The sequence below is a fragment of the Vibrio sp. 10N.247.310.24 genome, assembly GCF_041467175.1.
In the GTDB taxonomy this organism is placed as follows: Bacteria; Pseudomonadota; Gammaproteobacteria; order Enterobacterales; family Vibrionaceae; genus Vibrio; species Vibrio tasmaniensis_A.
Genome location: NZ_JBFSUD010000001.1, coordinates 33,018 through 45,748, shown reverse-complemented (window position 1 = coordinate 45,748; position 12,731 = coordinate 33,018). Strand labels below are relative to the sequence as shown.

Here is a 12,731-nt window from a genome sequence, read left to right as displayed (position 1 = left end):
CACCGCGCCTTCGCCTTCGTCCACTTGCGTGCCTTGCGCGTCGACCGCTGGTTTCACACCTCTGATGGTTGGCGTGTCAGAGTCATCTTTGATGATCAGCTCACCGGTACCAGTGCCTGTCACGCCCGTCGCACCAGTCACTTTCAGGCTCAGTTTCTCATCGCCTTCGTACGTCGTGTCGTCTTTGGTCGCGACTTCAACGACTAACTTAGTTTCACCCGCTTTAACGGTGTAAGAGCCGTCTACGTTAGGTGTCACTACGTTACCTGCGGCATCTTTCACAACGACGCTGGTGATGTCATCCGCTGTTGCTGTTCCGTAAAGGGTTTCTAGCGTTACGCTTACATCGACGGATGCCGCTTTGCTTAAGCTCACACCAAAGCTCGCGGTTGAGCCTTCGTTAATAACTTTGCTGCCTTCGATACTTACCGATGGGCGGTCATCTGGATTTGGATTTGTTGGATCAACAGGACCTTTACCATCATCTTTGATGATCAGTTCACCGGTTCCCGTACCAGTTACGCCGGTTGCGCCCGTCACTTTCAGGCTCAGTTTCTCGTCACCTTCGTATGTACCGTCGTCTTTGGTCGCGACTTCGACAACTAACTTAGTTTCACCTGCTTTGACGGTGTATGAGCCGTCAGCGTTAGCTGTCACTACGTTACCTGCGGCATCTTTCACAACGATGCTGGTGATGTCGTCCGCTGTTGCTGTGCCGTAGAGGGTCTCTAACGTTACGCTCACATCGACTGATGCCGCTTTGCTTAAGCTCACATCGAAACTCGCGGTTGAGCCTTCGTTAATAACTTTGCTGTCTTCGATGCTCACCGCTGGGCGATCGTCTGGATTCACTGGGGGAGTCGGATCGGTTGGGTCTACAGGACCTGTGCCATCATCTTTGATGGTCAGTTCACCTGTTCCCGTGCCAGTTACGCCGGTTGCGCCCGTCACTTTAAGGCTCAGTTTCTCATCGCCTTCGTACGTGCCGTCGTCTTTGGTCTCGACTTCAACGATTAACTTAGTTTCACCCGCTTTGACTGTGTAAGAGCCGTCAGCGTTTGGTGTCACTACGTTACCTGCGGCATCTTTCACAACGACGCTGGTGATGTCGTCCGCGTTCGCCGTGCCGTAAAGGGTTTCTAGCGTAACGCTCACGTCAACTGACGCAGCTTTACTTAAGCTTACATCGAAACTCGCGGTTGAGCCTTCGTTGATGCTCTTGCTGTCTTCGATGCTCACCGATGGGCGGTCATCTGGATTCACTGGCGGAGTAGGATCGGTTGGGTCAACCGGGACTGTGCCGTCATCTTTGATGGTTAGCTCACCCGTACCCGTACCCGTACCCGTACCCGTGACGCCGGTTGCACCCGTCACTTTCAGGCTCAGTTTCTCATCACCTTCGTATGTGCCGTCGTCTTTGGTCTCGACTTCAACGATTAACTTAGTTTCACCCGCTTTGACTGTGTAAGAGCCGTCTACGTTAGGTGTCACTACGTTACCTGCGGCATCTTTCACAACAACGCTGGTGATGTCGTCCGCTGTTGCTGTGCCGTATAGGGTTTCTAGTGTTACGCTGACGTCGACTGACGCAGCTTTACTTAAGCTCACATCGAAACTCGCGGTTGAGCCTTCGTTAATCACTTTGCTGTCTTCGATACTCACCGTTGGGCGATCATCTGGATTAACTGGCGAAGTAGGATCGGTTGGGTCTACCGGGCCGGTGCCATCATCTTTGATAGTCAACTCACCTGTACCCGTGCCTGTTACGCCGGTTGCGCCCGTCACTTTCAGGCCCAGTTTCTCATCACCTTCGTATGTGCCGTCGTCTCTGGTCTCGACTTCAACGGTTAACTTAGTTTCACCCGCTTTGACTGTGTAAGAGCCGTCAACGTTTGGGGTCACTACGTTACCCGCGGCATCTTTCACAACAATACTTGTGATGTCGTCCGCTGTTGCAGTTCCGTATAACGTCTCTAGCGTAACGCTCACATCGCCTGAAGCAGCTTTACTTAGACTTACTTCGAAAATTGCTGTTGAGCCTTCATTAATAATTTGGCTGTCTTCAATACTTACGGTTGGCTCAACTTCTATTGAACGGAACAGATCAAGCAAACTTAAGCTTTGAGTACGAGACAAACCCAAGCCTTCGAAACCTGTTGTTACAAATTCGGTAACTGGGATGGTTTCGTCACCATCACGCTCAATTGTCCCGCTACTCACTAAGCTCGATCCACGTACACCTGCTGCAGTTGCGAACTCTTCGCCTAACTCTGTAGGATCTTGCCCTTCTTCTAAAGCGGCAAAAATATTTTCAATATCTTGGTCAAGATCGACTTCATCGCCATCTTTTCCTTGTGGCGTAAAGCGCTTAACTGAAACCTGAGATTCAGAATTTGCATTTTGGGATTCTAAAACGACATCCCCAGCTTGTAATGGCTGGCCGTCTTCTAGGACCTTGATTGTGCCATCTATCGAAATAACAATGCGTTGACCTAATGCTAATGCACCGCTCGCATTCAATACTGTCATGTCCATATAAATCCCTAAGCTCATTTTCTGTTTGCGACGTCAAAATAGTGACATCAATTTTATAATCTAGTGACAATATAACATCTAATGTCATATAATTTCTAGCTATGAATTGCATGTTTAATAACTTACAATGTAAACGAATGATAACGGTCACTGAGTGATAATTAAGATGACGAAAACTTCCATATAAGTTATTGTCTTAGGGAAAGATAACCCAACCACTCAAATCAAATTTAAGTACTCAAAATCGACTTAAATTGTACGGCGATCGGTTAACAACTTTACAACCATTTACGAATGCTCATCGGGCATTCGTTATTTTTTTGGCGGTTCATCTAAATTTGATATATTCAAGCTTAAAAGCGACAAACTTAGGTGATACTCCATTTTTGGGAGATTGAAATTGAACTGGATTAAAACGACTACATTAGGGTTGGCTATTGCACTCAGTTTACCGGCTAGCGCGCAAACCTTAGAGCAAGCCGTCGCGTTTACTTTAGAAAGTAACCCTGAAATCAAAGCGGCATATAACCAGTACGTTAGTCAACGTTACCTTAACGATGCTTCTGGTGGAGCTTACCGCCCGAGTATAGATTTAGACGGTGGCATTGGTTACGAATATACGGATTTGGCGACGAATTCGAGCTCAACAGATCTAACGCGTAAAGAAGCAGCAATTACGTTGACACAACTCATTTGGGATGGCGCTAATACTTCTAACGACATTGATCGTACCGCTGCTGATGCAGAGTCTGTCCGTTATCAATTACTATCTAGCGCTCAAGATATTGCACTGCAAGTAACCAAAGTTTATCTTGATTCCGTTAAAGCTTATGAAGTGCTTACACTTTCTGAAAACAATCTCGCGACGCACAAAAATATCTATATAGATATCAAGAAACGAGTTGATTCAGGCATTGGGTCTACAGCAGACATGTCTCAGGTGGAAGCTCGTATTGCAAAAGCTCATGGTAATTTGCTGGCAGCTCAAAATAATTTATTTGATGCCCATACTCAATTCAAACGCCTTGTTGGCCAAGCCCCACTAGGCTTGGTATATCCACGTGCTGACGCAGGCTCTATTCCTTATACGATCGACGGTGCTTTGGCAAAAGCCTTTAACCAACACCCGGTTATCAAAATTGCACAAGCTGACGTAGATTCAGCGAAGTTCCAATACAAGCAGTCGAAGAGTACCAACTACCCAACTGTTTCTTTTGAAGCAGCTCAAAGGTGGCGCGATGATGCAGGTGGTACGAAAGGCAACAGCGATGAATTTTCTGCGATGCTCCGCTTAAAGTACAATCTCTATAACGGTGGAGCCGATCAAGACCGTGCCGAAAGTGCCGCTTATCAACTCAACAAAGCAAAAGACCTACGTGAGAGTACTTACCGCAATGTAGAAGAAAGCTTACGCCTTTCATGGAGCGCTCTTGACTTAACCGTTCAGCAGAAAGATTTCTTGTCGGATCACGTAGACTCGGCTTCTGACACCGTTATCTCTTATGAAAAACAATACCGAATTGGTAAGCGTACCCTTCTCGATCTACTTAACACTGAAAATGAACTCTTCGAAGCACGTAAGGGATTTTTAGACGCTAAGTACGATGTACAGTACGCAAAGTATAGAGTCATGAATGCTACAGGTAACCTATTAACAGGGTTACGTGTAGAGACTCCACAAGAATGGAATGAAAAGGTAGAATATTAATGAAGCTTCTCAAAACTATACTCCCACTATGCTTCGTGGTTGCTTCTGCCAACATCATGGCTGAAACAAATGATGAATTCACTTATCGTGCTCTTCCTAGCACCACACAAAGTTATGATCTCGAAGATGATGATAATGATGGTGTTATCAACGCTCGCGATTTATGTATAGACACACAAATAGGCGCTGAAATAGATAATGATGGCTGTGGCTCGTATTTCGAGTCTAGCGAAGAAAAAGATCTTCATATTTTATTTACCAATGACTCTGCAGAAATTAAACCTGTGTTTCTGAGCCAAATTCGTCAAATGGCTGCGTTTCTAAAGCGTTACGAAAACACAAGTATTCAATTGCAAGGTTATGCTAGTAAAGTAGGTAATGCCGAATACAATCTCAAGCTCTCAGAAGAACGTGCGGTCAATGTAAGACGTGCGCTCATCAGCAATGGTATCCCGCCATCAAGAGTCTATACCGTAGGGTACGGAGATGCAGGCTTCCGTGATAATGACACTGAAACCAATCATCATGCACTGAACAGAAAAGTTGTAGCTTCTGTTGTCGGATTTAAAGGCAACATCAAAGAAGAGTGGCATATATTTACTAAAATCGGCAAATAGATTCTACCGCACCCAAACCATACTGAAACGTTTGGTAAGCGTTTCAGTATCCTTATAATTCCTTGATCGCCATATACCTACCCCTTGTATAATGTTAATCTTGTCTTGTTATCAACATAGAGAAATTATTCATGAGCAAACTAACCGCTGATACTCAAGCAAATCTAGAACTTTTCGTTTCTGAAACACAAGAAACTAAACTGGTATGGGGCCTTCGCAACGAAGAAGGTTGGCTAGCATGTGACTCAAGTGAATTCGAAAACAGTGAAGTGATGCCGTTCTGGTCTTCAAAAGAGGACGCTCAGACTCACAACGTTGAAGAGTGGGCAGACTTCGAAGTATTAGAAATCCCACTAGATATCTTTGTAGAAGATTGGTTACTGACCCTAGCTGAAGATGGTGTTCTTGTTGGTACTAACTGGAATGCAACATTGGAAGGTAAAGAACTTGAGCCTTCTGATCTAGCGAAATTATACATCTAGCTTCCAAGATCGGTCGTACAATAGCGTACGACCGGTTACCTATGATAAGCCATTGAGAATTAGAGATTTACCTCACATAAAAAACCATTAACTCGCCAAAAAAATTGAAGCAATATCAAACTATCAATAGAATACCGTTCTTTATCTGATTGATATTATCTCGTGATTCACTCCATTTTCATTGCCTTTCTGCTTTTCATCAATCTTTATTCTTTTAGCCAAGCATCAACATTGGATCATGAACCTTATCCAACAATTAGCTCCTCGGCATTAGCTCCCCACACAACTCCAAATGCTGATTGGAACGCACTCTATCATTCCCCTTCGCGCGCATTGAACATGCTGCAAACACGCTACACGAGTTCAACAACCTACGGGGATAAGCTCTACCTTTCGGCACTGCTATATCAATACATGAGCCAGCGCGATCAACCGTTTTATGGAATCGCTTCAAACGACAGTGACTACCAAGCGATAGAACAAGCGTTTATTAATGCCCTAGTAAATGATGGACAAGGTCAGTACAAAGAAGCTCAGCAAGGCTTTTTGTCCATATTAGTAAAAATGCAATCAATCAACGATGTTACAGGTAGAGCATTATTAAAATACCAATTATGTCGTTCTCTCAATGAGCAAGCTAAATATCATCAAGCGAACTATTATTGTTCTGCACTTCAGTCGGATTTACATGACATTGCTGACCCTGTATTACCAAAATTTGGCACTTATCGAGTGATCGCTAACAATCACCATTTCCGCAGCGACTATCAAGCCGCTCTAGATACTTACCTATCACTGATAAGCGTGTTCCCACAAGGACACGATATTTCGGGGATCTATAACGATGTGGGTAATTTGCTCAAAGAGTTAAAGCAATATGATAAATCGGCAGAGTACCTCATAGAAGCACTCGCTCTGAGATCGGATGCTTCTGATTTGATGAAAGCACAAGTTCATCATAGCCTTGCAGATCTTTACCTTAATCAAGGACAAAGTGACCTAGCAATTAATCACTTTCAAAAAGCAAAAGCACTGTTGACTACATCATCTCATAGCTACGGCATTGCGCTAACAACTCTTGGTTTAGGAAAAGCATACACGCAGACGAAGAACTATGATTTGGCGAGAGACTACCTAGTAGAGTCTCTATCGGCTTCAAGCAAGCTAAACAACGATGTCATTCGAATCAATGCTTTCTTAGCAATCAGCGATATGTTCGAAGACCAAAAACTTAAAACGGAAGCGCTCAATTATGCACAACAAGCTTTGGAGCTATCCGAACAAGTCACAAGACATAAGTACACCGCTCAAGCACTACTTCAACTATCTGATATTCATCAGACACTCAGCGATTACAAGCAAGCTTTCTATTTCTATCAGCGATACTCCTTAATACAGTTCGAAACCCGAGATATAGATAACAGGTTGGCTTTTGAAGCACTAGATCTAGCTCATGCTAGGTACGAAAAAGAACTAGAGAGTTCTTTCCTGAGACATCAAGCAAATTTAGACCGACTTCAAATCGAAAAGATGGAACATCAAAGGTTGGTGTATAACATGATTGTTATTCTATTGCTGTGTGCGGCTAGCTTTATGATCTTCACAAATAAGGCCATTCGTGCAAAAGCAGCAATCGATGCCATGACAAAGGCGTATAGTCGGACCGAGATAATACGAAGAATCAAGCGTATCAAAGCCTGCAAAGGAACAGAAAAACAACATGTTCTCGTTTTGCTCGATCTAGATAAATTCAAGAAAATTAATGACCAATATGGCCACCCTACTGGTGATAGAGCACTCGTTCATATAAGTCAGCAAATAAGACAACATTTAATTAAAGGTGAGCTGTTCGGGCGCTTAGGCGGCGAAGAATTTCTGATTATGCTTACTGATACAAAACCAGCTGAAGTACAAGAGCGTGTAGAGGAGTTACATTATGCTATTTCGAGTGCAGTTTTCTTATCAGAAAGCAAAAAGCCACTTAATGTAACCGCGAGTTTTGCTTATCTAGCAACCTCAAACGCATTAAGTGACTTTGATGACTTATACTCGGTTCTTGACCAAGCACTTTATCAAGCGAAGAGTAATGGTCGAAACTGCATCATCGATGCTTATAACGACCCAATAGACTCACCTGATGTTATTTATTCTCAGCCTGTTTACGAACCAAATCAGCCATAATACCCTCGCGATCACCTAGGTAGTCGTTAAGGCCAACTTTACGCAGTTCACATGCAGGGCAATCGCCACAACCATCACCAACAATGCCGTTGTAACAAGTCAGTGTTTTGTTTCTAACAAGCTCAAGTGCTGAGTACTGGTCTGCTAACGCCCATGTCTCAGCCTTGTTTAACCACATTAACGGTGTTTTAATATCAAGCGGCTTGTCCATACCTTGTACAAGCGCAGAGTTCATCGCTTTCACAAAGTTATTACGACAATCAGGGTAGCCTGAGAAATCAGTTTCACACACGCCCGTGATTACGGTATTTGCACCGATTTGGTAAGCGTAAATACCCGCCAAAGTTAAGAACAGAATATTACGACCAGGAACAAAAGAGTTTGGTAGTCCATTCTCTTGTAGCTCATGAGACACAGGGATATCGTCGCGAGTCAGAGAGCTGATAGCCAGTTCATTCAACAGAGTCACATCCATCACTTTGTGTGCTTTCACACCAAGATCTTTTGACAACGACTCAGCCACTTCAATCTCGAGTCTATGGCGCTGACCATAATCAAACGTAATCGCATGAACTTCATCATACTCTTTTAAAGCTTGAACAAGACACGTTGTTGAGTCTTGACCACCACTGAATACTACCACTGCTTTTTTCATCTTAAATCCTTACGAGAATCTTCTACTAGCGACTTATCTAGGCCAGTAAACAAATGCAACCTATGCGATGCTCAAATATTTGTGAGTTTGTATTGATAAGCGCCAATTACGCTCAATGCAGGTATCAATACAAAGCTGAGTAGCGCGGTCTTTTTGGCTGATTGGTTGCAGAGCGATAACAGTGTCGCTAGCAACCGCAGCTCGCTCCAATAAACCGTCAAGTTGTTCGATGTCTTTGCTTGTGCCTACTGGATGCTTAATTTCATTCGCACGAACGAGTGCGCTATCAAGGATATCCAATTTGGCTTTCATTGCGATTTTTGGTGACACCGTAACCCAAGTATCCAGTGTGGCTTTTACTTCTGATGTTCCGCTGGTCTCAATCTGACAGCGACAACCGTGCTGCTCAAATGCTTCAGTAAGAGGGACAAGATCATAGATGCACGGCTCACCACCAGTAATCACAATGTGCTTCGCGGTGTAACCTTGCTTGATATATTCATTCACGATTCCTTGCGCATCAATTGCAGACCAAGTCGGTGAATCCTCTGTCTTAACCATAATATCACCAAGGCTCGTTTCATCTTCCGGCAACGCTTCCCAAGTCTGTTTGGTATCACACCAAGAACAGCCTACAGGGCAAATTTGCAGTCGAACAAAAACAGCAGGAACGCCGGTAAATACGCCCTCGCCCTGGATGGTTTCAAACATTTCATTAATCTTGTACAACTTACCCTCAGCTCAATCATTTGATGAAATTAATCAACCGCAGACCTTAAAGCACTTGCCCCTTTTGGTCAAACAAATGAGTACTGATAAATGAGTTGATCAAAGCCCTAGCCTGAACTTTCAAGTTCCCTTATCCTTTCGCCCATTAGATTTCGTTAGCTTTTAATTTTTTCGTAAGGAACAACATGTACAAACTGATTGCTCTTGATATGGATGGCACACTACTTAACAGTGAAAAAGTGATTTCTCAAGAGAACAAAGACGCGATAGCTAAAGCTCGCGCTGCAGGTGTGAAAGTGGTTCTGGCTTCTGGTCGTCCTTTAGAAGGCATGCAGAGTAAGTTAGACGAGCTTTCAATCAACGGCGAAGATGACTTTGTACTCTTCTACAACGGCTCTGTGGTTCAGAATGTATCGACAAAAGAGATCATTCACAGCGAGATTAGCAATGGTAAAGCCGCGAAACAGATTGCTGCATTAGCACAAGAGCTAGGTGGTTATGTGCATGCCTTCAGCAAGGTTCATGGCTTAATAACACCTGAAAACAATGAGTACACCGCTATTGAAGCGCGTATTAACGGCTTAAAGATTACCGAGCTCGACTTTTCTCAACTAGAAGACGACCATGAAATTATCAAAACAATGATTGTCGCGGAACCAAGCAAGCTGACCGAAATCATCAGCAAGTTGCCACAAGAACTTAAGACTCAGTTTACTATCGTGCAAAGTGCACCATTCTTCTTAGAGTTCTTAAACCCAAATTCAAACAAGGGTGTCGGTATTGAAGCAATCGCTAAACATTTGGGGATTACAGCGAAAGAAGTGATCTGCATGGGCGATGCTGAAAACGATCACCATATGCTTGAATACGCGGGCATGGGTATTGCGATGGAAAACGCAATGGAAGAAACCAAGAAACTGGCGGATCACATCACAGCGGCCAACGACGACCACGGAGTCGCCGTCGCGATTGAAAAGTTTATCTTCAACTCGTAAACGGTCAATAGGCTCGAGTGAGAATTACTTTTTGCTTGTTTCACAAATGACAAAGGCTGTGCACTGCACAGCCTTTTTTGATTTTATGTTCGTCGGTTCACCTACTCTCTTTTCCATGGCAGACGAAACGCCACGACACCAAATAGAATCAAGATTGGGAAACGTAAGGTCTCAACAATAAATGAAGCGATGCCACTGAATGAGACGAAACTTCCAGCCCAGCTAATCAGCAGATTCCCCGCTAACAACATCGCCATCACTCCAAATACAATCTTGAATGAGAAGTGGCCGACCAAAGGCTTCGAGTCCGTTAACGTTACTAAGCATGCAATCGTCATCAAAATTGCCACCCAGAAAGAAAATGTTGGCAGAGGCCATATAACCGTGAGAACAATCGACAGTAAGCACAATGCCCACCAGACACCTTTAGAGCTTAACAAGGCACTAATATCAACATCAGGTTTCGCATCTAATCTCACGATGTGCCAAGTCGTTAACGCGCCCAATACGCCTCCCATTATGACATCACTAAAGAACGCACTGCCTGAATAAGACTTAAATAGCATGATCCACAGTAGGCCAGTGAGCACAATCAAAATCGATTTTTGCTCCAAGAGGCGCTTTAGTTTCCAAAAGACTAACAAGGTTAAACTCACCCATAAGCCAGCCAATAAACTTGGAAAGCTATACCCACTGCTCATCACTAGTTTCAATGTTGGCAAGTAAGCATGCGGACGTGGAAAACCAAACCCTTGGTGGGCGATTAAAGTGAGCAGTGTCACCGAAATCAAAGTGAAGCCAAACTTTAACGCGAAGTTACGGCCAAAATGCCAAGCAATTAGCGGTAATATCACGATGAAAACCCAAGGCTTCGCTAACGAGTCAGTTAAAAGTACAGTATTCGCAAACAAGCTTGGCATCTTATCGAACACGTTTTGAAGCGACACAATCCAATTTAGTTCAACTTGATGGACTTGGGGTGCCGCGCCCACCAGCTCAGTCACATACGTCACAGGTTGATCTGTCGCAGATAAAAACAGCTCGTTAATCTCAGACCACTGTTCTGGGTAGCGGTATTGGTGATCTTGCAATTCAGTAGGAGGAAGTAACATCGCACGGCTGACTTCCACGCCGTAATGAGGCGCAAACCAAATCGGCAACTCAAAGCCACCTAATTCATTCCGAGCCTTGTAGCTGATCACTTCAGAGTCAGAAATACAATCAAACACGACGGCACTGTCGGTATAACCCAGTACATCACCGACCGTTACCGACAAACCCGCCTCTTCCCACGTTTCACGTTGCGCCGCGACTGCTGGCGGCTCACCTGAAACAACAGTGCCTCCCGGTAGAGACAATTGACCTGTGATCAACTCATCAACCAACACGATTTGGTTATCAGCACGTACTACACACAAAGCGCCCGCGATATGATCGGGCAAAGTGTTGCTTGCCCAAGCGGAAGTAGTACTCAAAAGAGATAATATGAAAACTAATAAATATCGAATAGCCAACGAGTTTACCTAAAAAATAATAGAAGAAATTTAAGACTGCTAATACACGAGTCTATTGTAATCAAACACGCACAAAATCGCTGCCTACGTTTTGTGCAAAGCCTTCCTCATCCATTGAATGTGAGGAGTAAACCCCATTTTTTGATAGAAGTCCTTGGCAGGTGAATTAAAGTCCCAAACCTCTACAAAGACTTGTTCAACCCCATAATCATCAAAAGTCGCTTCAACTTTGCTAAACAACTTTTCAGCAATCGATTCTTTTCGATAATCAGGCAAGACAAACAGTTCATCGACACTCCCCATCGGCACCGGTTTACTCACCGTTGAGATAAGCTCACAAAAATGTCCGGAGATAAAGCCAACAATGAGCTCACCTTTTAATGCCACATAAACTAAGCATTCAGGATCATCCAAGTAACGTGCAATGCTTTTTTCCTGCTCAATCTCTTCTGCCGTTTTAAAGTGCTCTGGGCTAGCAAGGTGGTGGTGATGGTGGAGATCGAACATTAACTCGTTAAGTTGTTCCAAATCCGTGTGCTTTGCAGCCCTTAAGATGACATTCATGACTATTGCGCTTCTCAAACCAAATTAATATCTAAACTGAGTCTAGTTTACTTGGCGTGAGTATCTATACAAGTTATTGAATTAATTCATTGTTTGAAGTGCGTATTTTAGATACAAAAACGGCCACATTACGTGGCCATTCTGTTTGAATTATTTTGAATTAAACGAATATCTAGGCATTAGCTTTTGCTGTAGCTTCAGCTTTATGCACCATTGTCCTCTTTCTCTTCTTTGAGATCAGCAAGCTGTTGTTCTAGTTCAATAAGCTTAATTTCAGCCTCTACTTCAGCAACTCGCTTTTCTGCATCGGTGCGATTGTCTTGCGCTAGACCATCAGCAGTAACTTGGGTTCGTTGTGCGTTTCTTGCATCATCCGCATCTTTCATTGAACCAGCAACACCACCAGTCACACCACCCAATGCAGCACCCTTCGCGGCTAAGCCCGCATCTCCAGTTAGAGCGCCTGCTGTCGCTCCTAATAAAGCACCACCCACAGCACCACGATTACGTGCAGCATTCTCATTTTCGTTATCCATTGCTGGTGATGCGCAACCAGAAAGAGTCACAATCAGTGTCGCTAAAAGAAAAGGTTTAGTGAATTTCATAGGAGTCTCGCTTAGTTCTTCGTTTGGAGTAGAGCCATCTTAAGCAGAACCGTTAATGAGATAAATAAAGCCACGTTTAGACGATACATCATGTTCAGTTATGTATCATTCAACCATCGCATAAGTGCTTATTGATATATATCTTT

Annotated in this window: 11 protein-coding genes; 5 read left to right on the top strand and 6 right to left on the bottom strand. The window is 43.8% G+C overall.

Annotation, left to right across the window (positions count from 1 at the left end):
- The coding region (locus AB6E08_RS00140; RefSeq protein ID WP_372159566.1) for a Calx-beta domain-containing protein at positions 1-2,535 on the bottom strand (2,535 nt) is incomplete at its 3' end.
- A gap of 400 nt (positions 2,536-2,935) precedes the next feature.
- Between AB6E08_RS00140 and AB6E08_RS00135 the strand changes: the two genes are divergently transcribed.
- The 4 genes from AB6E08_RS00135 (at position 2,936) to AB6E08_RS00120 (ending at position 7,523) form a co-directional block, all read left to right on the top strand.
- Positions 2,936-4,243 (top strand): TolC family outer membrane protein, encoded by a 1,308-nt coding sequence (locus AB6E08_RS00135; RefSeq protein ID WP_009846631.1) that lies wholly within the window; start codon positions 2,936-2,938, stop codon positions 4,241-4,243.
- Positions 4,243-4,860 carry an OmpA family protein gene (locus tag AB6E08_RS00130; protein ID WP_372063585.1) on the top strand — a complete coding sequence of 206 codons (618 nt, stop codon included), beginning with the start codon at positions 4,243-4,245 and terminating at the stop codon, positions 4,858-4,860. Before AB6E08_RS00135 ends, AB6E08_RS00130 begins: the two co-directional genes overlap by 1 nt.
- Positions 4,861-4,991: 131 nt before the next feature.
- A complete protein-coding gene (locus AB6E08_RS00125; protein WP_017062305.1) occupies positions 4,992-5,342 on the top strand; it encodes a DUF2750 domain-containing protein in 351 nt (116 codons plus the stop codon).
- A gap of 162 nt (positions 5,343-5,504) precedes the next feature.
- A complete protein-coding gene (locus AB6E08_RS00120; RefSeq protein WP_372063583.1) occupies positions 5,505-7,523 on the top strand; it encodes a diguanylate cyclase in 2,019 nt (672 codons plus the stop codon).
- Here the strand turns inward: AB6E08_RS00120 and queC are convergent.
- Positions 7,483-8,178: a 7-cyano-7-deazaguanine synthase QueC gene (gene queC, locus AB6E08_RS00115; RefSeq protein WP_017103076.1), complete on the bottom strand. Its 696-nt coding sequence runs from the start codon at positions 8,176-8,178 to the stop codon at positions 7,483-7,485. The genes AB6E08_RS00120 and queC overlap by 41 nt on opposite strands.
- A gap of 60 nt (positions 8,179-8,238) precedes the next feature.
- Positions 8,239-8,907 carry a 7-carboxy-7-deazaguanine synthase QueE gene (gene queE, locus AB6E08_RS00110; RefSeq protein WP_017098536.1) on the bottom strand — a complete coding sequence of 223 codons (669 nt, stop codon included), beginning with the start codon at positions 8,905-8,907 and terminating at the stop codon, positions 8,239-8,241.
- 185 nt (positions 8,908-9,092) lie between these two features.
- Here queE and AB6E08_RS00105 point away from each other — a divergent pair, with 185 nt between their 5' ends.
- Positions 9,093-9,902, top strand: coding sequence for a Cof-type HAD-IIB family hydrolase (locus tag AB6E08_RS00105; RefSeq protein WP_017098537.1), 810 nt, complete (start codon positions 9,093-9,095; stop codon positions 9,900-9,902).
- 101 nt (positions 9,903-10,003) lie between these two features.
- Here AB6E08_RS00105 and AB6E08_RS00100 read toward each other — a convergent pair whose 3' ends face one another.
- The 3 genes from AB6E08_RS00100 to AB6E08_RS00090 form a co-directional block, all read right to left on the bottom strand.
- The gene (locus tag AB6E08_RS00100; RefSeq protein WP_017103078.1) at positions 10,004-11,416 is read right to left on the bottom strand and encodes an NUDIX domain-containing protein; all 1,413 of its coding nucleotides are present in this window, start codon (positions 11,414-11,416) and stop codon (positions 10,004-10,006) included.
- Between the two features lie 84 nt (positions 11,417-11,500).
- Positions 11,501-11,980, bottom strand: coding sequence for a GNAT family N-acetyltransferase (locus AB6E08_RS00095; RefSeq protein WP_017069368.1), 480 nt, complete (start codon positions 11,978-11,980; stop codon positions 11,501-11,503).
- 203 nt (positions 11,981-12,183) lie between these two features.
- A complete protein-coding gene (locus AB6E08_RS00090; protein ID WP_017096690.1) occupies positions 12,184-12,585 on the bottom strand; it encodes a hypothetical protein in 402 nt (133 codons plus the stop codon).
- Positions 12,586-12,731: the final 146 nt, after the last annotated feature.

Excerpts from the sequence above, each read along its gene's own strand:
- AB6E08_RS00090 (WP_017096690.1), bottom strand. The coding sequence starts at position 12,585 with ATGAAATTCACTAAACCTTTTCTTTTAGCGACACTGATTGTGACTCTT.
- AB6E08_RS00105 (WP_017098537.1), top strand. The coding sequence starts at position 9,093 with ATGTACAAACTGATTGCTCTTGATATGGATGGCACACTACTTAACAGT.
- queC (WP_017103076.1), bottom strand. The coding sequence starts at position 8,178 with ATGAAAAAAGCAGTGGTAGTATTCAGTGGTGGTCAAGACTCAACAACG.
- AB6E08_RS00130 (WP_372063585.1), top strand. The coding sequence starts at position 4,243 with ATGAAGCTTCTCAAAACTATACTCCCACTATGCTTCGTGGTTGCTTCT.
- AB6E08_RS00125 (WP_017062305.1), top strand. The coding sequence starts at position 4,992 with ATGAGCAAACTAACCGCTGATACTCAAGCAAATCTAGAACTTTTCGTT.
- AB6E08_RS00095 (WP_017069368.1), bottom strand. The coding sequence starts at position 11,980 with ATGAATGTCATCTTAAGGGCTGCAAAGCACACGGATTTGGAACAACTT.